Below are 24,572 nucleotides of genomic sequence, written 5' to 3' on the forward strand. Positions count from 1 at the left end.
CGGATCCAGGGAGCATTTGATTGTGATTGGGTAAATGAATGCAGTGGGGGCGTTCGCGTTTTGTTGAGGTCGTATCCCGCAGGATTGAGTAAGGTGTCCGCATACCGGCCGGATGTGACGATGGCCTTCAAGGACCTGTCTCTTGGGTAGTCGAAACCATATGGATGAAGGGAGTACTTGATGAGAGTTCTGTTATTCGGTGCCACCGGCATGGTCGGCCAGGGCGTCCTGCGCGAGTGCCTGCTGGCCGCTGACGTACAGGAAGTCGTCGCCGTCGGCCGCACGCCCCTGACCCGGGAACACGGCAAGTTGCATCAGGTATTGCACAGCGACATGCTGGATTTCCAACCCCTGGAAAACCTGCTGCAAGGGTTTGACGCGTGTTTCTTCTGCCTCGGCGTGTCGTCTGCCGGCCTGAATGAAACCAAGTACACCCACCTCACTTATGACCTGACCCTCGTCGCCGCCAGCACCCTGGCGCGGCTTAATCCGCAAATGACGTTTATCTACGTGTCCGGCGCCGGTACCGACAGCTCCGAAGCGGGCAAGTCGATGTGGGCGCGGGTCAAGGGCAAGACCGAGAATGCCCTGCTGCGCCTGCCGTTCAAGGCGGTGTTCCTGTTCCGGCCGGGGATCATTCAGCCGCTGCACGGTGTGCGCTCGAAGACGCCGTTGTATCAAGCCTTCTATTCCGTACTCGGGCCCGTACTGTCGTTGGTGCGTCGGGTCAAGCCGGGCTGGGTGGTGAGCACCGAGACCGTTGGCCGGGCGATGCTCGCGGCGGTGCGCCATGGCGCGCCGCAACCGGTGGTGGAACAGGCCGAGATCAATCGCCTGGCGTCCGAGCGCGCCTGATGCTGCACAAGAGCCTGGTGCGTCGCCTTGACTTGATCACCCTGCAGCTGTTCGTCGCGGTGTTCGAAGAGGGCACCCTGACCCGCGCCGCCGCCCGCGAAGCCATCGCCGTGTCGGCAGCCAGCAAGCGTTTGATGGAGCTGGAGCAGGTGCTGGGGGTGAGCCTGTTCGTGCGACGGGCCAAGGGCATGGACCTCACCGCCGCCGGCGAAACCCTGCTGCACCATGCCCGGCAGATGCTGTTCAACGTGGAAAAAATGGGCCTGGAGCTTGGCGAGCATAGCCACGGCGTGCGCGGTTATGTGCGGATGCTGGCCAATCTCTCGGCGATTATTCAGTTTCTTCCGGAAGACTTGCGGGATTTTTCCAGGCTGCATCCCGAAGTGAAAACCGACCTCGAAGAACGCCCCAGCAACGGCGTGGTGCAAGGTGTGCTGGATGGGGTGGCGGACCTGGGGATCTGCTCCAGTGATACCGACACCAAGGGCCTGCCCAGCGTGACCTATCGCCACGACAAACTGGTGGTGTTGATGCCGGCGGATCACCCCTTGGCGCCGCGCGAAAGCCTGGCCTTCGCCGAGACCCTGGACAGTGACTACGTGGGCCTGCACGCCGCCAGCTCGATCAACATGCGCACCCACGCCGCCGCGCGCGAGGCCGGCAAGACACTGCGCCTGCGTATTCATGTGCCGGGCTTTGATGCGATGTGCCGGATGGTCCAGGCGAACATGGGCATCGGCATCCTGCCGCTGAAGGCCTATGAGTTGTTTGGCCGTGCCCTGGGCCTGCATGCCGTGCCGCTGACCGATGCCTGGTCGGACCGCAGTTTGATCCTGGTGGTGCGCGATGAGGCGCAGTTGTCACCCGTGAGCCGGCTGTTGTTCGATTACCTGAGCGTTCGCATTCAGCGAACGCTCCTTGCCAACTGACGGTTGGATTTTTCCTGTCCCTGTCCTCTAGCCTTGGCTGCACATTCCAAGAATAAGAGGTACACCCCATGACGGCTCCCTTGAGCGGTATCAAGGTGATCGAGATCGGCACGCTGATTGCCGCGCCGTTCGCCGCCCGGCTGATGGCCGAGTTCGGTGCCGAGGTGATCAAGATCGAAGCCCTGGGGCAGGGTGATCCACTTCGTAAATGGCGAAAGCTGCATGAAGGCACCTCGCTGTGGTGGTACCTGCAATCGCGCAACAAGAAATCCCTGGCCCTGGACCTCAAGTCCGCTGAAGGCCTGGACCTGATCAAGCAGCTGCTCGGCGACGCCGATGTGCTGATCGAAAACCTGCGCCCCGGTGGCCTGGAAAAACTCGGCCTGGGCTGGGACGTACTGCACGCGCTCAACCCCAAGCTGACCCTGGTGCGTATCTCCGGCTACGGCCAGACCGGCCCGTACCGCGACCGCCCTGGTTTCGGTGCCATCGGCGAAGCCATGGGCGGGATTCGCTACACCACCGGCAACCCCGACTCGCCCCCGGCGCGGGTCGGCGTCAGCCTAGGCGACTCCCTGGCGTCGTTGCATGGCGTGATCGGCGCGCTGATGGCGTTGCTGCGGGTCAAGACGGGCCAGGGCGACGGGCAGGTTGTCGATGTGTCCCTGGCGGAAAGCGTGTTCAACCTGATGGAAAGCCTGGTGCCCGAATACGACATGCTCGGCCACGTGCGTGAGCGCAGCGGCGGTGCCTTGCCCGGTATCGCACCTTCGAATACCTACCTGACCGCCGACGGTGCCTATGTGGTGATCGCCGGTAACAGCGACCCGATCTACAAGCGCCTGATGACCACCATCGGCCGTGCCGACCTGGCCGAAGCCGCCGAATTCGCCCACAACGATGGCCGTGCGGCGAAAAGCGCTTTGCTCGATGCCGCCATCACCCACTGGACCAGCAGCCTGCCTATCGAGCAGGTGCTCAGCGCCCTGGAAGCCGCCGAAGTGCCGGCCGGGCGCATCTACTCCGTGGCCGATATCGTCAGCGACCCGCACTACCAGGCGCGCGACATGTTGCTCAATGCCGAACTGCCGGGCGGTGTGTCGGTGAAGATGCCCGGCATCGTACCCAAGCTCTCGGAAACCCCCGGCGCCGTGAACTGGCAGGGCCCGAGCCTGGGCCAGCACACCGATGACATCCTCGGCAGCCTGGGCCTTACGGTTGCCGACATCCAACGCCTGAAAACCTCGGGAGTGGTGCAATGATCACTGACTATTCCGACCCGCTGATCGTGCAGGAAGTGTCCCCGCGCGATGGCCTGCAAATCGAACCGACCTGGGTCGAGACCGCTGACAAGATCGCCCTGATCGACCAGCTTTCCCTGGCCGGTTTTTCGCGGATCGAAGCCGGTTCCTTCGTGTCGCCCAAGGCCATCCCTGCATTGCGCGATGGCGAACACGTGTTCCAGGGCATTGCGCGCAAAGCCGGGGTGATCTACGTTGCGCTGATCCCTAACCTCAAGGGCGCCCAGCGCGCCGTCGAGTCGCGCGCCGATGAACTGAACCTGGTGATGTCGGCCAGCCAGACCCACAACCTGGCGAATATGCGCATGCGGTGCGAGGCGTCGTTGGCGGCATTCGGCGAGATCGTCAGCTTTGCCGCCGGGCACCCGGTACGCCTCAACGGCAGCATCGCCACCACCTTTGGCTGCCCGTTCGAAGGCAGGATCGATGAAGACCGCGTGCTGCAACTGGTCGAGGCCTATCTGCAACTCGGCATCCAGGGCATCAGCCTTGCCGACACCACCGGCATGGCCAACCCGCGCCAGGTGGAACGCCTGGTCAAGCGCGTGTTGCAACACGTGCCGGCCAGCGACCTGACCCTGCATTTCCATAACACCCGCGGCCTGGGCCTGTGCAATGTGCTGGCCGCCTACGAAGCCGGGGCACGGCGTTTTGACGCGGCGTTGGGTGGCCTGGGTGGGTGCCCGTTTGCGCCGGGGGCGTCGGGCAATATCTGCACCGAAGACCTGGTCAACCTGTGTGAAGAGGTGGGCATTCACACCGGAGTCGACCTGCCGCACCTGCTGAACCTGTCCCGCCGCTTGCCGGTCTTGCTGGGCCATGAATTGCCTGGCCAGGTGGCCAAGGCCGGGCGCAATTGCGACCTGCATCCGCCGCCGGACTACATCGCCGCCTTGTAACGCCATACCAGACAACAAAAACAATCGGACGCCTGTGAGCAGTCCGCTGGAGAGAAACCATGAGCACTAATACGTTGGAGGCCGGCGCGCGCCCGGCCGCTGAAATCGATGCCGAAAAAGCCCTGGTCAGCAAGGTCGCCTGGCGCCTGATGCCGCTGATCATGGTGTGCTACCTGTTCGCGTTTTTTGACCGCATCAACATCAGCTTTGCCAAGTTCCAGCTGCAGGCCGACCTCAGCCTGAGCGACACCGCCTACGGCCTGGGCGCCGGGTTGTTCGTGGTGGGGTATGTGATCTTTGAAGTGCCGAGCAACATGATGCTGTACAAGGTCGGCGCGCGGCGCTGGATTGCGCGGATCATGATGTCGTGGGGCCTGGCCACGGCGGCCATGGTGTTTGTCACCGCCGAATGGCAGTTCTATGGCCTGCGTTTCATCATCGGTGCGATGGAGGCGGGCTTCGCGCCCGGTGTGCTGTATTACCTGACGTTGTGGTTCCCGCAGCACTTCCGCGGGCGCATTACCTCGATGCTGTTCCTGGCGTCCGCCTTTGCCGGCCTGGTAGGTGCGCCGTTCTCCGGCCTGGTGCTGGAACACCTCGACGGCGTGCTGCAGATGCGCGGCTGGCACTGGCTGTTCCTGCTCGGCGGCTTGCCCTGCATCGGCTTGGGCTTGCTGGTGCTGACCCTGCTCAAGGACCGTATCGAAGATGCGCACTGGCTGACGCCGGCGGAGAAGACCCTGCTGTCGAGCCGCATTGCCCGGCATGAGCCGAACACACATGGCGGCTCACTGTTGTCGGCGATCCGCATTCCCGGCTTCCTGATGCTCGGGTTTATCTACTTCCTGATCCAGGTGGCGTCTTACGGCCTCAACTTCTGGGCGCCGCAGCTGATCCGCAGCGCCGGCACCCAAAGCCCGGTGATGATCGGCCTGCTCACCGCGATTCCCTATGTGTGCGGCGCGATCAGCATGGTGGTGATCGGGCGGCTGTCGGACGCGACCGGCGAGCGCCGCAAGTTTGTCTGCGGCTTGGTGGTGCTGGGCGCGGTGGGCTTCTTCAGTGCCGGGATCTTTGCCGACCACACCACCTTCCTGATCATCGCCCTGGGCATGTTGGGCGCCGGCATCATCGCGTCGATCCCGACCTTCTGGACCCTGCCACCCAAGTTGCTGGCCGGTGCCGGCGCAGGCGCGGCGGGCGGGATTGCGGTGATCAATACCCTCGGGCAGTTCGGTGGGATTGTCAGCCCGGTGATGGTGGGGCGGATCAAGGACCTTACCGGCAGCACCACCCCGGCACTCTATGTGATCGGCGTGTGCGCGCTGTTGGCGGCGGCGCTGCTGCTGTGGGGCCTGCCGCAAAAGCTGCGCACCCTCGACAAGGCCTGATCAGCCGGCGGTTGTCAGCGCGTGGGCCGGTGTGGCGCTGAACTGAATCAACGCCACGCCGCCCATCAACAACAACGCGCCAAGGATTCGGGGCGTTGTCAGTGGGCGCTCCGCCAAGCCAAACAGGCCGAAGTGATCCAGCAGCAGCGACGCGAGAATCTGCCCGGCCATGGCCAGGGCGATAAACCCCGACGCGCCCAGCTTGGGCAGCAGCGTCAACGCCAGCGCGATAAAGCACACGCCAAACGCGCCCCCGGCCCACATCCACAGCGGCGCCTTGGTGATAAATGCGAGGCCGGGCAGCGGCAGGCGCAGCGCCACGATCACCGGCAGCAGCACGAGGATGCTTACCAGCAGCGACGCCAGGGTGGCCCACAGCGGGTGCCCAAGGCTGCGTCCGAGGCTGGCGTTGATCGCACTTTGAAACGGCACCATCGCCCCGGCGATCACCGCCAATAGCAACAAACCGGCCCAATGCAACGTCGTCATGGCGAATCTCCCAGAGGTTTTGCTGGACTCTAGGCTATTCGTCACGCAAATTTAAATTCCAAGTTCTTATGCCGAGCATGCAACTGATGAATGATCTGCGCCGCGTCGACCTTAACCTGTTGGTGGTCCTTGACGCCTTGCTCAGTGAGCAACACGTCACCCGCGCCGCCGAGCGTTTGCACCTCAGCCAGCCGGCAGTGAGCCACGCGCTGGCGCGCTTGCGCGATTTATTGGGTGACCCGTTGCTGGTACGCCAGGGCGGCATGTTAGTGCCCACGGCCCGCGCCCTGGAGTTAGCGGCGCCATTGGCCGAAGCCCTGGCCCAGGTGCAGGCGTTGCTGGCGCCGAATCGCTTTGACCCGGCATCGGCCAAGCGCCGGTTTCGCGTGGCGATGTCGGACTACAGTGCGGCGATTTTCCTACCGGGTCTGGTCCGCGTCCTGCGACGTGAAGCGTCCGGTATCGACCTGCAAATCATCCAGGCCAGCCGCGAAGGCATGGTGGAGGGCGTGCTCAATGGTGATATCGACCTGGCTGCCGGCGTCTTTCCCGACATGCCCGCCGAGCTGCGCACCGCAGCGTTATTCGAAGAGCATTACACCTGCCTGCTGGACCGCAACAGCCTGCCGCAGGGCGGTGCGCTCGACCTGCCCACCTACCTGTCGCGCCCCCACGTACTGTTGGAAATGCGCGGCAGCGGCGCGCCGGAAATCGAGCGGGCACTGACCGCGATTCGCGAGCGACGGCATGTGGCGATCAGCCTGCCGCACTGGGGCGTGGCGCCGCAGTTGATCGAGGGCACGGACTTGATTCTCACCGTATCGTCGCGAGGCTTGCTGAATATTGATCACCCGCATCTGGTCGCCGTGGCGCCGCCGTTTCATATTCCGTCGTTTACCTTTGAACTGGCGTGGCATGCGCGACGGGGCGGGGATTCGGGGTTGCAGTGGTTGATTGGGCAGGTGCAGGGTATGTTGTCCGAAGGCCGCAGATAACAGGAAAAAACATGTTCTCAGGCTTCAACCACTTGACCCTGGCCGTCACCGACGTGAGTCGCAGCGTCACCTTTTACCATGAGTTGTTGCAACTCAAGCTCGACGCCACCTGGGACACCGGCGCCTATTTGTCATTGCCGGGCCTATGGCTATGCCTGTCCCTTGATCCGCTGCGCGACTCGAAGCCGTCGGCCGATTACACCCACTATGGGTTCACTGTCGCTGCGAGTGATTTCGCTGCGCTGGTCTCGCGTCTGCGCGCCGCCAAGGTGCAAGCGTGGCGCGACAATCGCAGCGAAGGTGCCTCGTTCTATTTCCTTGATCCCGACGGCCATAAGCTCGAAGCCCATGTCGGCGACCTGGCTTCGCGCCTGCTGGCCTGCCGTGACCAGCCCTATGCGGGAATGCGGTTTTACCCATAGCGCAGGAACGTGCAGAATCCGTCCACCTTCCCATGTTTTGTCAGAGTCGCGACCATGACCCCCTCCTTGCTGCTTGCCGTCCTCGCTTCGGGTTTTATCTACGGTATTACGCCTGGCCCCGGCGTATTGGCGGTGTTTGGCATCGGCGCCGCCCGGGGGCGTCGTGCCGGGGCGGGGTTTCTGTGCGGGCACTTGCTCGGCGATGTGCTGTGGTGCAGTACGGCGCTGATCGCGATTGTGGGCGCGCGGGAAGTCGGCAGCAGCGCGTTCGATGTGCTCGGCGTGCTCAGTGGGCTGTACCTGTTCTGGCTCGGCTGGCGCGCGATTCGTACCCAGCGTCGCAGCAGTGAAGCCCCCCAGGGCGCGGCGCGGCATCCGTTCTGGCACGGCATCCTGTTCGGCTTGACCAACCCCAAGGCGTATCCGGTGGCCGTGGCGACATTTACTGCATTGCTGTCCAGCCGCGCCGAATTGCTGACCTGGTCGATGCTGCCGGCGTTGATCTTCCTGAGCTTCGTCGGTGGCCTGTTGGCCTACGCGATCCTGATCGGCGTGGTCGGTGCCCAGCGGGTGCGCACGGTGTATCAGCGCCACGAAATCCTCATCACCAGGCTTTGCGGCGTGATGTTTATCGGCTTCGCCATTAATGCCCTGGCCCATGCGCTGCCAGGCCTGTTCGGCAGCAAACCGGCCTGACTGGGCACGACCGTTCGTCGCACGGGCAAGTTTTTTCTAAACCTTTGCCGCCCTGAAAATTCGAATTCAGGGCGAGGTGTCTTTCCCCGCACTTATTTTTGCCCTGGAGGAACCCATCATGAGCCGCATGGCTATCCGGTTACGCACCGCCAGTTTCGCGATGCTGCTGGGCCTCGGCGCCAGCAATGCTTTCGCCCAGTCGCCTGCTGAATTCATCGAGCAGGCTTCGGCCAAAGGCATGGCCGATATCGAAACCAGTCGCATGGCCCACGCCAAGACCTCGTCCCAGGAAATCAAGGACTACACCATCGAGGTGATCAACGAGCGCACCCTGGCCAACCAGCATTTGGCGGCGATCGCCAAGAAGCTTGACCTGCCCGTGGCCCCACGGGAGAAGATCGTCGACAAGGCCGAAACCCTGATGCCCGAACTCAAGGACGGCGACTCCTTCGACGCGGCCTACACCGCGCAGCAAGTGAAGGAAAACGAAGACGCCATTGCCCTGTTCAAGCGCGAAGGGGCGGCCTCGGATGTGCCGGAAATCAAGGCACTGGTGGATGAGACGCTGCCCAAGCTGGAAGAACGTCTGCAAAAGGCCCGAGCCCTGGCCTCGACCTACGGTAAGGGCCATCAAGGCGACGGTTGAGCCTTTCGCTTGATATAAAAAACGGCGGTTGGATCATGTCCAACCGCCGTTTTTTTATGCCTGGTTCAGATCGGTCTTGTTCGGGGCCGCATCGTCGGCCGCGTGGCCACAGCTGCTGTTCAGGCTGACGGTGCCGGTGTTGCCGATGCTGCGGTATTCCTGGCGCAGTTTTTCCAGTTCCTTGCGGTCCAGGCCGTCCAGGCTCAGCACGGCGTTCTGCGCATCCTTGGAGACCCGCAGCAGTTCATCGATCTTGATGTGCAGGATGTCGTTATCGCGGTTTTGCGTGTTCTGGATCAGGAACACCATCAGGAAGGTGATGATGGTGGTCGAGGTGTTGATGATCAACTGCCAGGTGTCGTTGTAGTGGAAGTACGGACCGCTCAAGCTCCACAGGAAAATCAACGCGACCGCCGCATAGAACGTCCGGGCACTGCCTGCCCAACGGGACAGGGATTGTGAGACTGCAGAGAATTTCATGACCGTTTTCCTTAAAGGTGAGTGATGAAAATACTGACCGCAGGCACGCTCTGAAATTTCTTTTTACAACTTAGGGTGTGAGCAACATCGTGCGTTTTCTGCACGGTTCTTAGGAGTGAGCCTACGGCGCTCTGCAGCGATAGGCGCAAGACTGGGTTTTTATGCGGAAATTCCCATGCACGCTGATACCGCCTGCGACCTGCCTACGCTTTATCACCAGACCGAAGATCATTATTTCGCCGCGACGTGCTCGCTGCATCGCCGCTACAACGCCTGTATCAACGCTTACTTTACCGGCGAATATTTCGACCCGTGGAACCTGTTGTTTATCCGGGTCGGCAGTGCCCCGCTGGGGGGGGCTATGACAGCGCCCCTGGACCTGCTTCGTCGTATTTTCCTGGATACGCGCGTCGTGATTCATGAGGAAAAGGTCGGTGCGGTAGCCGAGGCCCTCATCGGGCTGGGCTTTCAGCCTGCCGAAAAGACCACTGCGATGGTCCTCGATCTGTCGGGTTTTGTTTTATCTACGGATGACCGCTCGGTGCAGATCAGCTTGACTCGGAACCTGGCCCACTGGGCAGTTCCCCTTGGCAATGCGTTTTCGATGGCGCCCGAGGGTGTTGCACGTTATCAGGCCCGGCACCAGCGGGCCCTTGAAACGGGCCAATCGCTTTACCACTTCATCCTTTCCACCGAGGGGCAGGTGAGGTGTTCGTTGACTTTATCCATGTGGAATGGAGAGGCACGGCTTAGCGATTTCGGCACGCTCGTGGATTTTCGCGCAAGAGGTTATGGCACGCGATTGCTTCAAGCCGCCCTGCTTCACGCTGCAAGCCTGGGGGCCCGGCGCTGTTTTCTTGAAGCGACGATGGAGGGGATCTCGCTGTATCGCAAGCTGGGTTTCGAAGGCTTATTCGATTACCAGGCTTTTACTCGAGGGCCGGTTGCAATTGCCTGATCAGAAGCTCATTTTCACCTGGCTGCAGTCCTCAAGCGTCAACAGATACTGCTTGGCGTCGAGTCCTCCGGCAAACCCGGTCAAGGTGCCCGAGGCACCAATCACTCGATGGCACGGCGCAATGATCGAGATGGGATTACGCCCATTGGCGGCGCCCACGGCTCGTACGGCTTTCGGGTTGCCAATTTGCCGGGCGATCTGGCTGTAGCTGCGGGTTTCGCCAAAAGGAATAGTCAGCAGCGCCTGCCAGACCTGCTTCTGAAAGGCGGTACCGGTGAAATCCAGTTCCAGGTCGAATGTGTGGCGAGTCCCCGCAAAGTACTCCTTCAACTGGCGCTCGGTTTCCAACAGCACCGGGCTGTCGTTGGCTTCGTGCAATTGACCCAGGCGCACACGGTTGGCGCGCTCGACTTCCCACAGGATGGCACTGAGCTTGCCATCGCGCGCCACCAGGGTGAGCTCACCGACAGGGGAGGGCATGAGCTTGTATTCGTAAGACATGAGCGGGCTCCTCGAGGGGCAGTTGTTAAACGCTACAGGCCTACGGTATTGCCATCCGCCGGACTGAACACTACGTTTCTTGCGGTGGAATTCTCACTGGCCCTGGACATTCCAGTAAACCCAGTTGGAATAGTACGGGTACCAGTAGAACCAGGAAATCCTGTAGAGCCCCATGATGACTGAGGCCTCCCCGATGGCGACCAGGGAAATCAGATTGAACAGCGTGACGATTGCAGCGAATGCGGTGACGCCTCGGCTGGCATGGCGCCTGGCAAACACTACGCCGTAGACGGATGCGGCGATGGATCCGAGCGCCAGCCCCAGCCCCAAGGGGTACGGAAGTCGCACCAGCGCGACCAGCAGTGGCAACACCAGCACCCAGCCGAGTACTTGGCGCAGAACAGGTGTGGATGTGGGTTGTTTGGGTTCAATCATGGCAATAACCCTGGGGCCGCAAGCTCAATGAAGCGACATCATCACGCTATGGATGCAGTGCCGCATTCAGACTTTGCTCCCGTTGCAGCTACCGATCCTGTTGCAGCACCTTGAGCGCCGCCGACGCGAGGAAGCCGGAGCGGCTTTTTTCCTCCGGGTGGTGCAGTACGTATTCATCGATGCGGTTGAGCAGGTAGCCCGGCAACGTGATGTTGAGTTTTTGCGCCTTGCCCAGGTACTTGGTGACATCGATGTCTACAACCGCCCAAGTGCAGCCGGCGTACTGAGGGTTGGCGGCATGCACGGTGACCTTCTGGGCGCTCGGGATCGGCGCGCCGTCTTCCGCGAGGATTTCGAAGTGCCCTTCAATGGCTTCGCGCGCCATGGCCATGGCGTCGTCCAGGTCGTCGCCGGCAGAGTAGCAACCGGGAATATCCGGGACTTCCACGCCCCAGGCGTGATCGTGGTCACCGGTTGAAATTGCGATGGGGTACAGCATGTTCGTTGTCCTCCAGGGACGATTAACTCAACAGAGCTTGTTTCAAAATGCTCTTGGCGGTCTTGTCCAACAGGTCTTTCTTTGGATGGGGGATCGTCACCAAGCCAGGCTTCGTCGGGTGCTTGAAGTGGTGATGACTGCCTCTGATGCGCACCAGGTACCAGCCGTCTGCGACGATGTGACCTATCAAGTATCGGCTATCCACAGCACATCCTTGTGGTGTGTGTTGGTGGTGACTATAACCACTGAAAATAAATTATCAACACTCTACCTACCAGTCTTCGATGGCCGGTATTTCGGCAGGTGGTGAATGCAGTGTAAAAGCCAGTGGGATCGGCGCTGTGGGGAGGTATTGCGAGGTTTTTCGGGTCATTGCCGGATGTGTAATGCCTCTCCTATAACGGCAAGAAACGCGTCAATCAACACACTGTGTCTTTCGGTCGGCGTCAACACCAACAACTGCGCACACGCATCCGCCTCCACCAAAGGCCGATAAGTCACGCCTTTGTTCATCAAACTCCGGGTACAGGCCGGCACCAGCGCCACCCCTTGCCCAGCGGCCACCAGTGCAATGATCGAAGTGATCTGCCGTCCGGTCGGTCCGGCATGCAGGGGCACGCCATGGTGGCGGTAAAGCTGCTCGATGGACTGGTTCAGCCCCGAGCCGTAATCGGCTGGAAACAGAATCAAAGGATAGGCACTGAGCTGCGCCAGGCTGATGTCGGCCTGGCAGGCCAACGGGCTGTCACTCGACACCGCTGCCACCAAGGGTTCCTCGCCCAACGACAGCGTTTGCACTGCGTCGTTTTGTGGCAACAGCCGGCTCAACCCAATATCCAGCCGTCCATCGGCCACTTGCGCACCGAGACTGCCGGAGGCGCATTCCACCAGGGTCAGTTGCACATCGGGAAAGCGTTGGGCGAAGGCCTGGATCGATTGGCTGAACAGGTCCGACAGGGCAATCGAGCTGACGTAGCCCAAGGCCAGTTGACCCGCTGTCCCTGCTGCCAACTTCCCGGCAATCACCTGAGCCAACTCCACCTGTTCCAACACGCCACGTGCATAGGGCAAGAACGAGCGTCCCTGTGCGGTGAGGGTCACGGTGCGGCTGGTGCGATCGAACAGCTTGAAACCCAACTCTGCCTCCAGCGCTGAAATATGCCGGGTCAAAGGCGGCTGGGCGAGGTGCAGGCGCAGGGCCGCGCGACCGAAGTGCAATTCTTCGGCGACGGTCAGAAAGTAACGCAGCTTGCGTAGGTCGAGCATCCTGATCCTTGGGTATCAATCGGTCGGAATTCGGTATTGGTTTAAGACCCGCCGGCCATTCTATAAAGACCTTTCAAAATAAAACGAGAGGTTTCATGAAACCGCGCCTGCATTGTGCCCGCCTTGCCCTGTTCCTGTGTGGCTGCGCGGCGTTTCTCAACCTCTATGCGAGCCAAAGCATTCTCCAGACGTTTGCCGCGCACTTTCATATCAGTGCCAAGGAGGCGGGCTGGAGCATCACCGTCACCACCCTGGCGGTGGCGATCACGGCACCTTTCGTCAGTCGCCTGACCGGACGTTTTGCACAACGCACGGTGATCTCGGTGGCCGCTGTGCTGCTGGCGGTGCCGGCATTGATGACCGCTTATGCCGACAGCTTTGCCGAAGTGCTGGTGTGGCGCTTTGTCGAGGGCATGCTGATCCCGGTACTGTTCGCCACCAGCGTGGCCTACATCGGCGACCGCTGGCACGGCGGCACGGTCACGGAGGTGACGAGTCTCTACGTCGCGGGCACCGTGTTGGGCGGGTTCGCCGGGCGCTTCGTCACCGGAGTCATGACCGAGTATGTGGGCTGGCGTGAGGCCTTTGAAGTGCTCGCAGTGTTGAGCTTGATGGTCGGCGGATTCATCCAGTTTCTGTTGCCGGCCAACCGTCCGCGGACCGTGCAGGTTAAAGCCTCCTCGTCAGGTGTATTTCGCCAGCCGCTGTTGGCCGCATACGCCGTAGGTTTCTGCGTGTTGTTTTCGCAAGTCGCGGCGTTTACCTACGCAGGTTTGTACTTGGGCCTGCCGCCGTTCAACCTCGGGCCTGCGGCGTTGGGGACGCTGTACATGGTGTTCCTGTTGGCGTTGATCGTGATCCCCATCGCCGGACGCCTCAGCAAAGCCCGGCCCCATGCCCAACTGCTGGGTGTCGCCGCCGTGCTGGGCGTCAGTGGTTCGGCGTTGACCCTGATGCCGTCCCTGTGGTGCATCGTAGTGGGCCTGGCGCTTAGTTCCACCGGTGTGTTCCTCGCCCAGGCGGCCGCCAATGGGTTTATCACGGCCACCGCGGGCGATAACAAGACGGGTGCTGTCGGGGTGTATCTCACCTGTTATTACCTGGGCGGCAGCGGCGGCGCCATTGTCCCGGCGCTGATCTGGGAACGCTGGGGCTGGGTCGGGTGCGTGGTGCTGATCATCGGGTTCCAACTGCTGATCTTGTTGATCGCCTTGACCGGCTGGAAGCCCCTTAAACCTGAGCTGATTCCTACGCCATGAACGATACCGTTGCTGTGCCTTCGCCCGAATTATCGACGCGCCGTCGCGCTTTGTTCGCTGGTTGCAGCGCCCATGCCGTGCATGATGGGCTCACTGACGTGATCTACGTTTTGCTGCCTGTCTGGCAGGCTCAGTTCGCCTTGTCCTACGCCCAGATCGGTCTGCTGCGTGGTGCCTATTCCGGGGTGATGGCCGTGTTCCAATTGCTGGCCAGCCGCGCCGCCAGACGCTGGGGCCGCACACCGATGCTGGTGGGCGGCACGGCGCTGGCGGGTACTGCCTACTTGTTGGTGGGGCAGGCTACAGGGCTGAGCGTGTTGCTGGTGGCGCTGCTGCTCGGCGGCCTGGGCGCCAGCACCCAGCACCCATTGGCCTCGTCGATGATCACCGACGCCTACGAGGACGGCGGTGGGATCAAGCAGGCGCTGTCCCAGTACAACTTCTCCGGCGACATCGGCAAAACACTGATTCCTGGTCTGGTCGGGCTGCTGCTCACCGTCATCAGTTGGCGGGCGAGCGCCACGTTGCTGGGCCTGCTTGGCCTGGCGGCGGCGGGGCTGTTGTGGTGGCTGATTCCTGCTCAAGCATCCGAATCCACCGCCACAAAAACAGCCAAGTCCCTCAGGGGTAGCGCCTCCGCCACGGGCCTGCACGCGCTGATCCTCACCGGCACCCTCGACAGCGCCGTGCGCATGGGATTTCTCACTTTCCTGCCGTTCCTGCTGCAAGCCAAAGGCGCCGGTACTGCTGGCATCGGCCTCGCCCTCACCTTGCTGTTCATCGGTGGTGCCTTCGGCAAACTGTTCTGCGGCTACCTCGGCGCACGCATCGGCATGATGAAGACCGTGTGGATCACGGAAACCAGCACTGCAGTGCTGATCGTCGCGGCGGTGTACCTGCCGCTCAGTGGGTTGATGGTGATGCTGCCGCTCTTGGGCCTGGTGCTTAATGGCACCTCCTCGGTACTGTACGGCGCCGTGCCCGACCTTGCCGGCGCGGGCAAGCGCGAGCAGGCGTTTGCGCTGTTCTACACCGGCACGATTGGGGGTGGCGCGCTGGCGCCGGTGGTGTTTGGTGCAGTGGGGGATGTGCTCGGCGTGCCGGTGGCGGTGATGGTGTTGGCGGGGATGTTGGGTGTGACGTTGCCGTTGGCGTGGGTGGTGCAGAGGAGTGGGGTTGAGGCTTAAAAGGCTCACTCTCGGGTACTTGGAATTTTTTGCTTAAATGCCACGGAGTCGAACGGCTGAGGTTCTCGGCTGGACTCAACCATCGCCAGTTCTGCCCGGATTTTCTCACGGGCTTTGGCCGCAAAATCGACAGCCCTTAGGAACTCTGATTTATCACCCTCTGCAATCACCTGAGAAAGGTATTCGTGGATGGCTTCCTGGCTGTCGAGCAGGTCAACAATATCGAAAGCGGTCAATGGCTGAGTCATGATCAAACCTGCGTATGCATTTCTGGTGGGCTGGGGCCATGGACAATGATGTGAGTGGTAGGTTGAATTCAAACGTTCTTCAACGGCTATTTGTTGCCAAAAGCTTCGATTTCTTCACGCTTCGAGCATGGGGCTGAACCTTGCGGCATTGCCTACACAACGATCAGACTCGTCCGAGTTGTGCGCCTTGGACGGCCTCTTTAAGGTTCGTCAGCCGCTGCCCATCAGCGGTCGGGTTTAGTAGCCCGATACGATCAACGGCGTACAGCTGCTCTTATGGTGGCTGCACGCAGGGCGTCTTCGGGCGCGCCGGTTTCGTTGATTCGCCGGTCTACTAACCTGCGTACAGCCGCCACCCATTGTTTAGTAGCTCTGGTATGCGGTCCCTAACGAGGATCAACAGATGTGTACTGACTCATGCAATCCATCCGTAAAACTGTTCAGCGTCCGTCCCGAAATCGACACTCAAGCGCTGCTCGCCAACGCCTACGAAACCATCGCCGGTGCAGGTGCCATGACCCACGAGTTCGTCGAAAGCCTGCCCTCTCAACAGCGCTACCTGGCCCTGGCCATTCAGCAAATGATTGAACTGGGCCTGCTGCTGGTCGAGGCTGTTCAGGACCGCGTGGACCGAGCCGCGTAGGTCACCCGTACGGTGTAAACGGCTTGCCTTCCCAGGCCGCCCATACCACGGGGGAGGGGAGCCAGGATTTACAGTGTCGCCGCCAGCGAAAACGGAATGCGCAACGCACCGATAGGCCCTTCACGCGTACCGCACATTTCATCGTGAACGCAGTGTTGCACCAGTACGCAAGGAAACGGCGGAACCCGCTGCAACAGGTCGCGTAAATGCGTGGTGGACCCGATGCGCATCGGCTTGCCGTGATCGTCCAGTAACGTCGCCTCGACGTGCTCCAGCCTGACGCGAGCGATATAGAAACCGCCCTCCAGGGACAGCAACTCCAGCTCACGTATTTCGCCTTTCCCGGCCAGCTCGGCCAGCATTTGCATATTCATGATTGACCCTCGCTTAGGGCTCATTGGCGACGAAAGAACAGTGTGACCTGACCCCACTCGACACCGAACTTGGACATGCTCGAGCGGTTGATCAAGGTGTCCTCGTCCATCAGGTACATCCAATCGTCAAAGCTGACTTCGTACACCGAGCCATCCACCGGCAGGTTGAGCCGGTAGCGCCAACGCAGCGCATTACCCGCCACTTCGCCGATCGCCTCGCCCACCACATCCCCGGCTCGTCCGCGCCAGCGTCCTGGGCCGTCCGGCGTCAGTGTCCACACTCGTTGCTGGCGCGTGCCATCGCTGTACAAGAAACGCTCATCCAGAATCAACGCGTTGCCCTCGCGCCGGCTGGCAATATCGACCTCAAAGCGCTTGGCCACTTCCCCCGAACGCTTCTGGAAGATGCCCCAGGCTTTCACCGGTTTACTGAAGAAGCGCTCCAGGTCCAGTTTCGGTTGCTGGTCGGCGTAGTGGTCGACACCCACATTGGCGCAGCTGCTCACACTCAATGCCAGCAACAGTGAAACCCATAGACGCGTCATGACCAGGCTCCTTGAGCGTGCGAGGCGCGATGCCAACGCTTGGGCCTGATACTTGTACATAATTCATTGTTTGTACATGTTTTTGAGTGCGCGAGGGATGTTGAAATTTCGGGCATTGCCTACGCAATCATCGGAAGCGTCGGTGTTGTGCGTGTTGGACGAGGTACTTATGGTTTGCCAGCGACTATCCGCGCTTGACCGCAGCTGTATGCAGGGCATTTGGAGTGTGCTGGTGTCCCGAAAAAAGCTACCCCATAGATCAAATGAGAATGGGTTGAGCAGGCCTTACAGAGCACCAGAGGGGAGAGAAGTGGTGGAAAAAGTCTTATTTGATCGTTTGGCGCAAAGTCTGTGGCAGATGGACGAAATCGTTCGAAGTGAACATGGAGGCGTATCGCGTTCTATCTCACTCAGTCGGGGCAAGTCCGAGAGGCAAGGCCTGAGGATAGGCGTAAAGTCCAATGTGCTAGGATTCACGAATACAGAGGGATGCATCGTGAACAAACCGGTTCAACCAAAAAGCACGCAGCTGACCGCCGACAAGGTGTCGGCTGCTTTGTCAGACGCCGACGCGGTGGTTGAGCGACATGCCTCGAAAAGCCTGGCAAGTAGTGCGTTCAGTCGCACCAGTGGGCTTAAGACTCGTTCAATGCGTGCTACGCATCTTTCGAGTGTGGAACGCGAGCTGGCAGAGCTCAAGAAAGTTGTAGCAGCGCTGGCTGTACGCTCTGTCGCGCATGAAGAAATGGCTTTTGATTTGGACCTTTACGGCGTCACTGTGCTTGATGCCGGTACCGCACACCAACTGTTGGATACGCCACCAGAGCCGACAGAGGCTCTGCAAAAATTGCTCGCCTTGCGCTAAGGCCTCTCAATGGGTTTCATTACCGTCAATTTTAACAAGTCTATTGACCGTTCTGCTTTCGATTGTGAAGTTCACCCAGCGCTAAACGCTTATATCGCCCAGCACGCAGGGCAAGACGAAAAGCGCAACGTTTCTCGAACATTCATGTACATCGAAAGGGGCATTTTGCTCGGCTACTATGCTTTGGCGAATGCATCTGTTGCGGTTGACGAACTGAGTGAAGACCAAAAAAAGCGGATGCCCGGATACCCCATGCCGGCAGTGCTTTTGAGTCGTTTGGCGATTGATAAAAGCAGGCAGGGCGTGGGGCTTGGCCAGCGGCTCATGTCCGACTTCTTCAGGCGGGTTTATACGGTGTCCAAACAATCGGGCGTAGCGTTTGTAGTCGTGGATGCTAAAGATCAGAGAGCTGCAAGTTATTACCAGGCTAAGTTGGGTTTCGTGGCGTCAACGAATAATCCTAGGCGTCTAATATTGTCCACTGCAACTCTGATCAAAGGATTCCGGGCGGTGGCTTGAGTTGCTGGTGAGCAGGAAGAATAAGTAGAGGCGTTCCCCAATAAAGCTGATTCTGGAAAGCCCATAAAAAAACCGGCCACCAAGGACCGGTTTTTTTATGCATCCCCCGCCAAAATCCTGCCGGCGTGGAATCTATGTCTGAGTGGAGCGGGTGAAGGGAATCGAACCCTCGTTATCAGCTTGGGAAGCTGGAGTAATGCCATTATACGACACCCGCTCAGAGCGGCTGACTTTGTACCAGATGTGCGCCGGGATTTGAAGTTTTTCTTCGGAATTTGTGCAGCTTGCCGTGGGGAGCAGGTCCGTTCGCCACGGCAAGCCTTCATTTCAGATGGCGAATGCATGCTGCGTCTGGCCCTGGTGATAACGCAATCGGCTGGCTTGCCGTTCCGGTTTCAAAAAGCCCACCACCGCGTCCCGGCTGTCCCGGCAGGCGGCCTTGTGCTCCATATCCAGGAAGTGCCCCGTCGCCTGGATGGTGCTGAAGCTGCTCTTCGTCACGTACTGCCCGAACTGCCTGGCATCCTCGGCGCTGGTGTATTCGTCCCATTCGCCGTTCAAAAACAGCACCGGCACATCGATCTGCCGCGCGGCCTTGAGGTAGCACAGGCGGTCGTTGTGCAGTACCTGGCTGATGTGAAAATGCATCTGCCCGTATTCGTGCTCGGCCAGGCTGCTCACATGCTTGTAGTTGAAACGCTTGAACAGCGACGGCAGGTGTTTGCCGATGGTGCTGTTGATCAAGTGCCCGACGCGGTCGCGGTCGAGGTTGCCGAGGTAGTCGACGCCACGCTCGAGGTAGTCGCGCATCGGCGCGTTGATCACCGGCGAGAACGAGCTGATCACGGCCTTTTCCACACGCCGTGGCCGCTGGGCGAGGGCCACCAGGGTGGCGGCGCCGCCCCAGGAGAAGGACAGCACGTGCTCGGCGGCGAAGTGGTCGATAAGCTCCAGGAGGATCTGGCCTTCGACTTCCTTCGTCAGCATTTGCTCATGACGGTTATGGATTTTGGAGCGACCGGCGTAGGGCTGGTCGTACAAAACCACATTGAATTGCGGGTACAGGCTTTTCACGGTTTGGGCGAAGGAGGCCGTGGTGGCCAGCGAGCCGTTGACCAGGATGATGGTCTTTTCAGCAGCATCCGCGCGGTAGAACTCCGTGTAAACCCGATACTGACCCTGTATATCCAACACAGCGATTTCTGGCCTCATGTCGTAAGACTCCTGGCAAGCGGGTAGGGCGCGCAGATCACTCTGCACGAGCTTTATGACAGGTAGGCATACGCCTGGAAGATGAGAGCCCATGTCGGTCCGATGACGGCTGGCCGACGGCTGTTGTTAGGGCGGGCTGTTTGCCTGGGAGGCCCGTAGATCAAGCGCGGGCGGGGCAAGGTGTTTCTTGGAGGTTATAGGCGACTCGCCAGTCATAATTTGGCTGACGGTTTGATTCAAGCAGTAGACCGGGGATGCCGCAAGTCGCGCAAATGGGTTTTTGCCATCACCGGCCGAACGGTCGTCAGACCTGTCGGATTTCTTCCTCGGACAGCGCCCGGTACTTGCCGGGCGCCAGGGCCGCATCCAAGCCCAATGGGCCCATTCGCTCACGGTGCAGGCCGATCACTTTGTTGTTGAAGTGCCCGAACATGCGCTTCACCTGGTGATAGCGGCCTTCGATGATGCTCAGCCGGGCCAGGCGTGGCCCCAGCAGCTCCAGCTCGGCCGGTTGCGTGGTCAGGTCTTCAAAGGCGAAATAAAGGCCCGCTGCAAAGGTTGCCGCGTATTCGGGGCCGATGTCCTGCTCCGTCTCTACCCGATAGACCTTGGGCAACTTGGTCTGCGGTTGCGTCAGGCGCCGCGACCACTGGCCGTCGTTGGTGATCAGCATCAGGCCGGTGGTGTTGAAATCCAGGCGGCCGGCGATATGCAGCTCGTCTTTGTCCGGCTCATCCAGCAGGTCCAGGACGGTCGGGTGTTGCGGGTCTGAGGTCGCGCTGACGCAGCCCTGGGGTTTGTGCAGCATGAAATAGCGCGCCGCTTTGCCCACCTGCAGTACGTCATCGTCCACGCACACGCGGCTGAATTCGCGCACTTCATGATGACGGTCGCTGACTGCCACGCCATCCACCTTCACCCGCCGCTCCACCAGCAACACGCGCACTTGCTGGCGATTGAAACGCGGCAGGTTGCTGAGGAAACGGTCAACGCGCATTGCGAAGCTGCTCATCCACCTGAGCACAGCGCGGGCACAGGCAGGCTGTGTTGCGCAATGCATCGGGCAGCGCTTCAAGCACCGCCGGGTCGATGGTGACGCTGTAGCACCAGCACGGCTGGTCGGCGGTGCGTGGGTCGGCCAGGGTGCAATTGTTGCGGGCCCCGCAGGCGGGGCAAAGGGTTGGCGTGGTCATGGTCGGTGTGGCAGGGCCTCGGAAGTCCCTGCACGATACAGCGCCGGTCAGTCCCGTTCCAGCACCACGACCCGTTGGCCGGCGCCAATGCCGCTGCCCGGCTGCACCGGGATTTCCCGCACCGCCCCGGCAAAGGGCGCCAGCACCGGGATCTCCATTTTCATCGACTCCAGAATCACCAGCACATCCCCGGCGGCAACCCGCGCACCCACGGCCACCGGCACCTGCCAGAGGTTGCCGGCGATAGGGCTGTCGATGCTGTATTCATTGGCCTTGAGCAGCGTGTCTTGCGCCGCTGGCGCCGCGAGCTCTTCGCTGTCGAAATGCGCCTGGCCGCTGACGATCCAGCGCTCACGCTCGGCATTGAACGCCTGTTGCTGTTGTTCACGAAAAGCACTGATCCCCGAGGCTTCCCGCGCAAGAAATGCCTGGTAATCCGCCAGGTTCAGGGTGCTCTCCTCGATATCCAGCTCGAAGCGTCCCAGGGGGAAATCCCGACGAATCCGTACCAGCTCATCCGCGCTCACGGGATAGAACCGAATCTGATCGAAGAAGCGCAGCAGCCACGGCTTGCCGTCAAACGCCGCCACTTCGCGATAGCGGTTCCACATCTGCAAGGTGCGCCCGACAAACTGATAACCGCCGGGCCCTTCCATGCCGTACACGCACAAATACGCGCCGCCGATGCCCACCGAATTTTCGGCGGTCCAGGTGCGGGCCGGGTTGTATTTGGTGGTCACCAGGCGATGACGCGGGTCCAGCGGCGTAGCCACCGGCGCGCCGAGGTAGACGTCGCCCAGGCCCATCACCAGGTAGCTGGCGTCGAACACGGTGTGGCGCACTTCATCGAGGTTGGCCAGGTCGTTGATGCGACGGATGAACTCCAGGTTGCTCGGGCACCACGGGGCGTCCTTGCGCACGGTGGTCATGTATTTTTCGATGCCCAGCTGGCACGCCGGGTCGTCCCAGGACAGCGGCAGGTGCACGATGCGCGAGGGCACCTGCAGGTTTTGCCGGGTGCACACGGCGGTCCACTCGTGGCTGATCAGTGCGATCAGGTCGGCGAGGGGCAGTTGTTCCGGCTGGTAGTGGATCTGCAACGAGCGGATCCCGGGCGTCAGGTCGATCACGCCCTTCAGCGCTCGGGTTTCCAGGGCCTGCATCAGGGCATGGGCGCGAAAGCGCAGCACCAGGTCCAGCTCCGGCGCGCCGATTTCCAGCAGCAGGTGGGTGTCGCCGGCGAGGCGCGCGACCAGGCGGGTGTCGGCGTGGCCGATGTCCAGGATGATGGGGGATGCCAATTGCTCGATGCGGGCGGCTGACCGAGTTGGTCCCATCGCGAGCAAGCTCTGCTCCCACAGGGTTTCGGCATTCTTTTGATCCCAGTTCAGGGCAAGGTCGCGGGCGGTCTTGAGGTCCACCGGTTCAAAGCGAACCTTGTCACCGGCCTTGAGCTGGCCGAGTTGCCAAAGGTCCGCCTCGATCACCGTGACCGGGCACACGAAACCGCCCAGGCTCGGCCCGTCCGGTCCCAGGATCACCGGCATGTCACCGGTGAAATCCACCGCGCCGATGGCATAGGGGTTGTCATGGATGTTCGATGGATGCAGCCCCGCTTCACCGCCATCGGTACGCGCCCACAATGGCTTGGGCCCGATCAGCCGAACACCGGTGCGGCTGGAGTTGAAATGCACTTCCCACTGCGTGGCGAAGAACGTGTCGATGTACGCCGGCAGGAAGTATTCCGGTGCGCCGTGGGGGCCGTAAATCACCCGCAGTGTGCGGACCTCCGGCAGCGGTTCAGCGACTGATTGTTGCCCGGCGTTCCGGTCTTCCAACGGCAACAGATGCAACACATCGCCCGCCCGCAAGGCGCGCCCGCCATGCCCGCCAAACTGGCCGAGGGTGAAGGTGCTTTTGCTGCCCAGATAGTCCGGCACTTGCAGCCCGCCACGCAGGCACAGGTAACTGCGCGCCCCGGCGCCGGCGAGGGTGCCCAGGCTCAGGACCGACCCGGCCTCAATCAACAACGCGGTGTTCATTGGCACGGCTTGATCATTCAACCGCAGCGGGATTTCAGCGCCGGTCACGGCGACAACCGCCGCGCAATTGAAGCGCAGCAGCGGCCCGCTCAGGGTGATTTCCAGCGCCGCTGCTCCCTCCTCGTTGCCCAGCAGGCGATTGCCCAGGCGCAGCGCGCGGCTGTCCATCGGCCCCGACGGCGGCACGCCCACGGCCCAGTAGCCGAGGCGGCCGGGATAGTCCTGCACACTGGTTTGCGTGCCTGCGCTGATCACTTCAAACGTGGCGGCCACGTAGACCAGGCCTTCCAGGCACCGCGTCCACGGCCGGCCATTGGCAAAGGGCGGAGCCAGCAGGATTTGGCACAGGTAATCGCGGTTGGTTTCCACGCCGTACAACCGACTGTCACTCAACGCCCGGTGCAGATCCAGGCGCGCCTGTTCGCGGGTGGGCGCCCAGGTGATGAGCTTGGCGATCATCGGGTCGAAGTACGGCGGGATCTCGCAGCCGGCTTCCACCCAAGTGTCGATTCGCAGGCCCTCGGCCAGCGGGAAATCCACACAGGTCAGCAAGCCAGGGCTGGGCTGGAAATCGCGGCCCGGGTCTTCGGCATACAGGCGCGCCTGGATCGCGTGGCCCCGGGGGGTTAACTCGAGTGTGTTCAGCGGCGGCATTTCCCCGGCCGCCAGTTGCACCATCCAGCGCACCAGGTCCACGCCCCATACCTGTTCGGTGACGCCGTGTTCCACCTGCAAGCGCGTGTTCACTTCGAGGAAGTAGAAGCGCCCGTCAGCACTGTCATAGATAAATTCCACGGTGCCGGCGCTGCGGTAGTTCACGGCCTTGGCCAGGGTGATGGCGGCGGCGCACAGGGCCTCGGCCATGCCTTCGGGCAGGTTCGGCGCCGGGGTTTCTTCGAGGACTTTCTGGTTGCGCCGTTGCACCGAGCAGTCGCGCACGCCGAGGGCGATCACTTCACCGGCGCCGTCGCCGAACACCTGCACTTCCAGGTGGCGCGCGTGCTCGATGTACTTCTCGATAAACACGCCGGCATCGCTGAAATTGTTCTGCCCCAGGCGTTTGACCGCCTCGAAGGACTCGCTCAACTCCACGCTGCTGCGGCATACGCGCATGCCGATACCGCCACCGCCGGCGGTGCTTTTGAGCATCACCGGGTAGCCCACGGCGTCGGCGGCCAGCAACGCAGAGGCGAGGCTGTCGAGCAGTTCGGTGCCTTCCAGCAGCGGGATCTTGTGTTGCTTGGCCAGGGCGCGGGCGGTGTGCTTGAGGCCAAATACCCGCAGCTGTTGCGGCGTCGGCCCGACAAAGGCGATGCCGGCGTTTTCACAGGCTTCGGCAAACGCGGCGTTCTCCGACAGGAAGCCGTAGCCGGGATGGATCGCCTTGGCCCCACAGGCCTTGGCGGTGGCGAGGATTTTGTCCACCGCCAGGTACGTACTGGCCGCTGCGCCTTCACCGAGGCTGTAGGCCTCGTCGGCTTGCTGGATATGCAGGCTCGCCGCATCGGCCTCGGCGTACACGGCGATGCCCTTGACCTGCAGCTCGCGCAAGGTACGCAGGATGCGGCAGGCGATGGCGCCACGGTTGGCGATCAACAGTTTTTCGAACATGGCAAAACCCTGCGGGCCGTCCCGCAAAGTGGGGGAGCACTGCGGTCGTCCGCAGTGGGTGCAGTCAGTGTGGATCCCAGATTGGCGCGCTATTGTTTGCGGATGCACTGCC

The 24,572-nt window shown here is 61.3% G+C and carries 29 protein-coding genes and 1 tRNA gene; 15 read left to right on the forward strand and 15 right to left on the reverse strand.

Going from position 1 to position 24,572, the window contains the following annotated elements; all coding sequences use genetic code 11:
• The first annotated feature begins 180 nt into the window (after positions 1 to 180).
• From B9N88_RS08825 to B9N88_RS08845, 5 genes are all read left to right on the forward strand, one after another.
• On the forward strand, positions 181 to 855 hold the full coding sequence (locus B9N88_RS08825; RefSeq protein WP_027604365.1) for an NAD(P)H-binding protein: 675 nt from the start codon (positions 181 to 183) through the stop codon (positions 853 to 855).
• Positions 855 to 1,784 (forward strand): LysR family transcriptional regulator, encoded by a 930-nt coding sequence (locus B9N88_RS08830; RefSeq protein WP_027604364.1) that lies wholly within the window; start codon positions 855 to 857, stop codon positions 1,782 to 1,784. The genes B9N88_RS08825 and B9N88_RS08830 overlap by 1 nt, the downstream gene beginning before the upstream one ends.
• 68 nt (positions 1,785 to 1,852) lie before the next feature.
• The gene (locus tag B9N88_RS08835) at positions 1,853 to 3,046 is read left to right on the forward strand and encodes a CaiB/BaiF CoA transferase family protein (RefSeq protein WP_027604363.1); all 1,194 of its coding nucleotides are present in this window, start codon (positions 1,853 to 1,855) and stop codon (positions 3,044 to 3,046) included.
• Positions 3,043 to 3,984, forward strand: a complete 942-nt coding sequence (locus B9N88_RS08840) for a hydroxymethylglutaryl-CoA lyase (protein WP_027604362.1) — start codon at positions 3,043 to 3,045, stop codon at positions 3,982 to 3,984. The genes B9N88_RS08835 and B9N88_RS08840 overlap by 4 nt, the downstream gene beginning before the upstream one ends.
• A 59-nt stretch (positions 3,985 to 4,043) precedes the next feature.
• Complete coding sequence (locus tag B9N88_RS08845; RefSeq protein ID WP_027604361.1) at positions 4,044 to 5,375, forward strand: MFS transporter; 1,332 nt, start codon at positions 4,044 to 4,046, stop codon at positions 5,373 to 5,375.
• On the opposite strand, the gene B9N88_RS08850 is transcribed toward B9N88_RS08845, so the two are convergent.
• Positions 5,376 to 5,864 (reverse strand): DMT family transporter, encoded by a 489-nt coding sequence (locus B9N88_RS08850; RefSeq protein WP_027604360.1) that lies wholly within the window; start codon positions 5,862 to 5,864, stop codon positions 5,376 to 5,378.
• Between the two features lie 68 nt (positions 5,865 to 5,932).
• On the opposite strand from B9N88_RS08850, the gene B9N88_RS08855 reads away from it, so the two are divergent.
• The 4 genes from B9N88_RS08855 to B9N88_RS08870 all read left to right on the forward strand — a co-directional run bounded on the left by B9N88_RS08855 (position 5,933) and on the right by B9N88_RS08870 (position 8,623).
• Positions 5,933 to 6,859 (forward strand): LysR family transcriptional regulator, encoded by a 927-nt coding sequence (locus tag B9N88_RS08855; protein WP_027604359.1) that lies wholly within the window; start codon positions 5,933 to 5,935, stop codon positions 6,857 to 6,859.
• An 11-nt stretch (positions 6,860 to 6,870) separates the two neighbouring features.
• Entirely contained in the window at positions 6,871 to 7,281 is a 411-nt protein-coding gene (gene fos / locus B9N88_RS08860; protein WP_027604358.1) for a fosfomycin resistance glutathione transferase, read from the forward strand.
• 54 nt (positions 7,282 to 7,335) lie between these two features.
• Entirely contained in the window at positions 7,336 to 7,977 is a 642-nt protein-coding gene (locus B9N88_RS08865) for a LysE family translocator (RefSeq protein WP_027604357.1), read from the forward strand.
• 118 nt (positions 7,978 to 8,095) lie between these two features.
• Positions 8,096 to 8,623, forward strand: coding sequence for a DUF4142 domain-containing protein (locus B9N88_RS08870; RefSeq protein WP_027604356.1), 528 nt, complete (start codon positions 8,096 to 8,098; stop codon positions 8,621 to 8,623).
• A gap of 54 nt (positions 8,624 to 8,677) precedes the next feature.
• Here B9N88_RS08870 and B9N88_RS08875 read toward each other — a convergent pair whose 3' ends face one another.
• Positions 8,678 to 9,103 (reverse strand): low affinity iron permease family protein, encoded by a 426-nt coding sequence (locus B9N88_RS08875; RefSeq protein ID WP_027604355.1) that lies wholly within the window; start codon positions 9,101 to 9,103, stop codon positions 8,678 to 8,680.
• A 175-nt stretch (positions 9,104 to 9,278) separates the two neighbouring features.
• Between B9N88_RS08875 and B9N88_RS08880 the strand changes: the two genes are divergently transcribed.
• On the forward strand, positions 9,279 to 10,061 hold the full coding sequence (locus B9N88_RS08880; RefSeq protein WP_027604354.1) for a GNAT family N-acetyltransferase: 783 nt from the start codon (positions 9,279 to 9,281) through the stop codon (positions 10,059 to 10,061).
• Here the strand turns inward: B9N88_RS08880 and B9N88_RS08885 are convergent, their stop codons facing one another.
• The 5 genes from B9N88_RS08885 to B9N88_RS08905 form a co-directional block, all read right to left on the reverse strand.
• Positions 10,062 to 10,562, reverse strand: a complete 501-nt coding sequence (locus tag B9N88_RS08885) for a methylated-DNA--[protein]-cysteine S-methyltransferase (RefSeq protein WP_027604353.1) — start codon at positions 10,560 to 10,562, stop codon at positions 10,062 to 10,064.
• Positions 10,563 to 10,655: 93 nt separating this feature from the next.
• Positions 10,656 to 10,997 carry a hypothetical protein gene (locus tag B9N88_RS08890; RefSeq protein ID WP_027604352.1) on the reverse strand — a complete coding sequence of 114 codons (342 nt, stop codon included), beginning with the start codon at positions 10,995 to 10,997 and terminating at the stop codon, positions 10,656 to 10,658.
• Between the two features lie 88 nt (positions 10,998 to 11,085).
• Complete coding sequence (locus B9N88_RS08895; protein ID WP_027604351.1) at positions 11,086 to 11,496, reverse strand: type II toxin-antitoxin system HicB family antitoxin; 411 nt, start codon at positions 11,494 to 11,496, stop codon at positions 11,086 to 11,088.
• 22 nt (positions 11,497 to 11,518) lie between these two features.
• Positions 11,519 to 11,701 (reverse strand): type II toxin-antitoxin system HicA family toxin, encoded by a 183-nt coding sequence (locus B9N88_RS08900; RefSeq protein ID WP_003189411.1) that lies wholly within the window; start codon positions 11,699 to 11,701, stop codon positions 11,519 to 11,521.
• 164 nt (positions 11,702 to 11,865) lie between these two features.
• A complete protein-coding gene (locus B9N88_RS08905; protein WP_027604350.1) occupies positions 11,866 to 12,762 on the reverse strand; it encodes a LysR family transcriptional regulator in 897 nt (298 codons plus the stop codon).
• Between the two features lie 95 nt (positions 12,763 to 12,857).
• On the opposite strand from B9N88_RS08905, the gene B9N88_RS08910 reads away from it, so the two are divergent.
• Positions 12,858 to 14,021: an MFS transporter gene (locus B9N88_RS08910; protein ID WP_027604349.1), complete on the forward strand. Its 1,164-nt coding sequence runs from the start codon at positions 12,858 to 12,860 to the stop codon at positions 14,019 to 14,021.
• Positions 14,018 to 15,208, forward strand: a complete 1,191-nt coding sequence (locus B9N88_RS08915; protein ID WP_027604348.1) for an MFS transporter — start codon at positions 14,018 to 14,020, stop codon at positions 15,206 to 15,208. Before B9N88_RS08910 ends, B9N88_RS08915 begins: the two co-directional genes overlap by 4 nt.
• 5 nt (positions 15,209 to 15,213) lie before the next feature.
• Here B9N88_RS08915 and B9N88_RS32645 read toward each other — a convergent pair whose 3' ends face one another.
• Positions 15,214 to 15,456 (reverse strand): helix-turn-helix domain-containing transcriptional regulator, encoded by a 243-nt coding sequence (locus B9N88_RS32645; protein WP_051429321.1) that lies wholly within the window; start codon positions 15,454 to 15,456, stop codon positions 15,214 to 15,216.
• 403 nt (positions 15,457 to 15,859) lie between these two features.
• Here B9N88_RS32645 and B9N88_RS08925 point away from each other — a divergent pair, with 403 nt between their 5' ends.
• Entirely contained in the window at positions 15,860 to 16,099 is a 240-nt protein-coding gene (locus B9N88_RS08925) for a DUF6124 family protein (protein WP_027604347.1), read from the forward strand.
• A 68-nt stretch (positions 16,100 to 16,167) separates the two neighbouring features.
• Here the strand turns inward: B9N88_RS08925 and B9N88_RS08930 are convergent, their stop codons facing one another.
• Together B9N88_RS08930 and B9N88_RS08935 are read right to left on the reverse strand one after the other, a co-directional pair.
• Positions 16,168 to 16,473: a DUF6482 family protein gene (locus B9N88_RS08930; protein ID WP_027604346.1), complete on the reverse strand. Its 306-nt coding sequence runs from the start codon at positions 16,471 to 16,473 to the stop codon at positions 16,168 to 16,170.
• 20 nt (positions 16,474 to 16,493) lie between these two features.
• Positions 16,494 to 17,018: a DUF3833 domain-containing protein gene (locus B9N88_RS08935; protein WP_027604345.1), complete on the reverse strand. Its 525-nt coding sequence runs from the start codon at positions 17,016 to 17,018 to the stop codon at positions 16,494 to 16,496.
• A gap of 313 nt (positions 17,019 to 17,331) precedes the next feature.
• Here B9N88_RS08935 and B9N88_RS08940 point away from each other — a divergent pair, with 313 nt between their 5' ends.
• Positions 17,332 to 17,883 carry a hypothetical protein gene (locus tag B9N88_RS08940; RefSeq protein WP_141156994.1) on the forward strand — a complete coding sequence of 184 codons (552 nt, stop codon included), beginning with the start codon at positions 17,332 to 17,334 and terminating at the stop codon, positions 17,881 to 17,883.
• 9 nt (positions 17,884 to 17,892) lie between these two features.
• Complete coding sequence (locus B9N88_RS08945; protein WP_027604343.1) at positions 17,893 to 18,402, forward strand: GNAT family N-acetyltransferase; 510 nt, start codon at positions 17,893 to 17,895, stop codon at positions 18,400 to 18,402.
• A gap of 143 nt (positions 18,403 to 18,545) precedes the next feature.
• On the opposite strand, the gene B9N88_RS08950 is transcribed toward B9N88_RS08945, so the two are convergent.
• From B9N88_RS08950 to uca, 5 genes are all read right to left on the reverse strand, one after another.
• Positions 18,546 to 18,619 (reverse strand) — tRNA-Gly (locus tag B9N88_RS08950).
• A 110-nt stretch (positions 18,620 to 18,729) separates the two neighbouring features.
• Entirely contained in the window at positions 18,730 to 19,614 is an 885-nt protein-coding gene (locus B9N88_RS08955; protein ID WP_027604342.1) for an alpha/beta fold hydrolase, read from the reverse strand.
• Positions 19,615 to 19,918: 304 nt separating this feature from the next.
• The gene (locus tag B9N88_RS08960) at positions 19,919 to 20,611 is read right to left on the reverse strand and encodes a pseudouridine synthase (protein ID WP_027604341.1); all 693 of its coding nucleotides are present in this window, start codon (positions 20,609 to 20,611) and stop codon (positions 19,919 to 19,921) included.
• Positions 20,601 to 20,807, reverse strand: a complete 207-nt coding sequence (locus tag B9N88_RS08965) for a cysteine-rich CWC family protein (protein WP_027604340.1) — start codon at positions 20,805 to 20,807, stop codon at positions 20,601 to 20,603. Before B9N88_RS08965 ends, B9N88_RS08960 begins: the two co-directional genes overlap by 11 nt.
• Before the next feature lie 47 nt (positions 20,808 to 20,854).
• Positions 20,855 to 24,460, reverse strand: a complete 3,606-nt coding sequence (gene uca, locus B9N88_RS08970) for an urea carboxylase (RefSeq protein ID WP_027604339.1) — start codon at positions 24,458 to 24,460, stop codon at positions 20,855 to 20,857.
• Between the last annotated feature and the right edge of the window lie 112 nt (positions 24,461 to 24,572).

Source organism: Pseudomonas sp. LAMO17WK12:I1 (assembly GCF_900177315.1).
In the GTDB taxonomy this organism is placed as follows: domain Bacteria; phylum Pseudomonadota; class Gammaproteobacteria; order Pseudomonadales; family Pseudomonadaceae; genus Aquipseudomonas; species Aquipseudomonas marginalis.

Excerpts from the sequence above, each read along its gene's own strand:
- B9N88_RS08825 (WP_027604365.1), top strand. The coding sequence starts at position 181 with ATGAGAGTTCTGTTATTCGGTGCCACCGGCATGGTCGGCCAGGGCGTC.
- B9N88_RS08830 (WP_027604364.1), top strand. The coding sequence starts at position 855 with ATGCTGCACAAGAGCCTGGTGCGTCGCCTTGACTTGATCACCCTGCAG.
- B9N88_RS08835 (WP_027604363.1), top strand. The coding sequence starts at position 1,853 with ATGACGGCTCCCTTGAGCGGTATCAAGGTGATCGAGATCGGCACGCTG.
- B9N88_RS08840 (WP_027604362.1), top strand. The coding sequence starts at position 3,043 with ATGATCACTGACTATTCCGACCCGCTGATCGTGCAGGAAGTGTCCCCG.
- B9N88_RS08845 (WP_027604361.1), top strand. The coding sequence starts at position 4,044 with ATGAGCACTAATACGTTGGAGGCCGGCGCGCGCCCGGCCGCTGAAATC.
- B9N88_RS08850 (WP_027604360.1), bottom strand. The coding sequence starts at position 5,864 with ATGACGACGTTGCATTGGGCCGGTTTGTTGCTATTGGCGGTGATCGCC.
- B9N88_RS08855 (WP_027604359.1), top strand. The coding sequence starts at position 5,933 with ATGCCGAGCATGCAACTGATGAATGATCTGCGCCGCGTCGACCTTAAC.
- fos (WP_027604358.1), top strand. The coding sequence starts at position 6,871 with ATGTTCTCAGGCTTCAACCACTTGACCCTGGCCGTCACCGACGTGAGT.
- B9N88_RS08865 (WP_027604357.1), top strand. The coding sequence starts at position 7,336 with ATGACCCCCTCCTTGCTGCTTGCCGTCCTCGCTTCGGGTTTTATCTAC.
- B9N88_RS08870 (WP_027604356.1), top strand. The coding sequence starts at position 8,096 with ATGAGCCGCATGGCTATCCGGTTACGCACCGCCAGTTTCGCGATGCTG.
- B9N88_RS08875 (WP_027604355.1), bottom strand. The coding sequence starts at position 9,103 with ATGAAATTCTCTGCAGTCTCACAATCCCTGTCCCGTTGGGCAGGCAGT.
- B9N88_RS08880 (WP_027604354.1), top strand. The coding sequence starts at position 9,279 with ATGCACGCTGATACCGCCTGCGACCTGCCTACGCTTTATCACCAGACC.
- B9N88_RS08885 (WP_027604353.1), bottom strand. The coding sequence starts at position 10,562 with ATGTCTTACGAATACAAGCTCATGCCCTCCCCTGTCGGTGAGCTCACC.
- B9N88_RS08890 (WP_027604352.1), bottom strand. The coding sequence starts at position 10,997 with ATGATTGAACCCAAACAACCCACATCCACACCTGTTCTGCGCCAAGTA.
- B9N88_RS08895 (WP_027604351.1), bottom strand. The coding sequence starts at position 11,496 with ATGCTGTACCCCATCGCAATTTCAACCGGTGACCACGATCACGCCTGG.
- B9N88_RS08905 (WP_027604350.1), bottom strand. The coding sequence starts at position 12,762 with ATGCTCGACCTACGCAAGCTGCGTTACTTTCTGACCGTCGCCGAAGAA.
- B9N88_RS08910 (WP_027604349.1), top strand. The coding sequence starts at position 12,858 with ATGAAACCGCGCCTGCATTGTGCCCGCCTTGCCCTGTTCCTGTGTGGC.
- B9N88_RS08915 (WP_027604348.1), top strand. The coding sequence starts at position 14,018 with ATGAACGATACCGTTGCTGTGCCTTCGCCCGAATTATCGACGCGCCGT.
- B9N88_RS32645 (WP_051429321.1), bottom strand. The coding sequence starts at position 15,456 with ATGACTCAGCCATTGACCGCTTTCGATATTGTTGACCTGCTCGACAGC.
- B9N88_RS08925 (WP_027604347.1), top strand. The coding sequence starts at position 15,860 with ATGTGTACTGACTCATGCAATCCATCCGTAAAACTGTTCAGCGTCCGT.
- B9N88_RS08930 (WP_027604346.1), bottom strand. The coding sequence starts at position 16,473 with ATGAATATGCAAATGCTGGCCGAGCTGGCCGGGAAAGGCGAAATACGT.
- B9N88_RS08935 (WP_027604345.1), bottom strand. The coding sequence starts at position 17,018 with ATGACGCGTCTATGGGTTTCACTGTTGCTGGCATTGAGTGTGAGCAGC.
- B9N88_RS08945 (WP_027604343.1), top strand. The coding sequence starts at position 17,893 with ATGGGTTTCATTACCGTCAATTTTAACAAGTCTATTGACCGTTCTGCT.
- B9N88_RS08955 (WP_027604342.1), bottom strand. The coding sequence starts at position 19,614 with ATGAGGCCAGAAATCGCTGTGTTGGATATACAGGGTCAGTATCGGGTT.
- B9N88_RS08960 (WP_027604341.1), bottom strand. The coding sequence starts at position 20,611 with ATGCGCGTTGACCGTTTCCTCAGCAACCTGCCGCGTTTCAATCGCCAG.
- B9N88_RS08965 (WP_027604340.1), bottom strand. The coding sequence starts at position 20,807 with ATGACCACGCCAACCCTTTGCCCCGCCTGCGGGGCCCGCAACAATTGC.
- uca (WP_027604339.1), bottom strand. The coding sequence starts at position 24,460 with ATGTTCGAAAAACTGTTGATCGCCAACCGTGGCGCCATCGCCTGCCGC.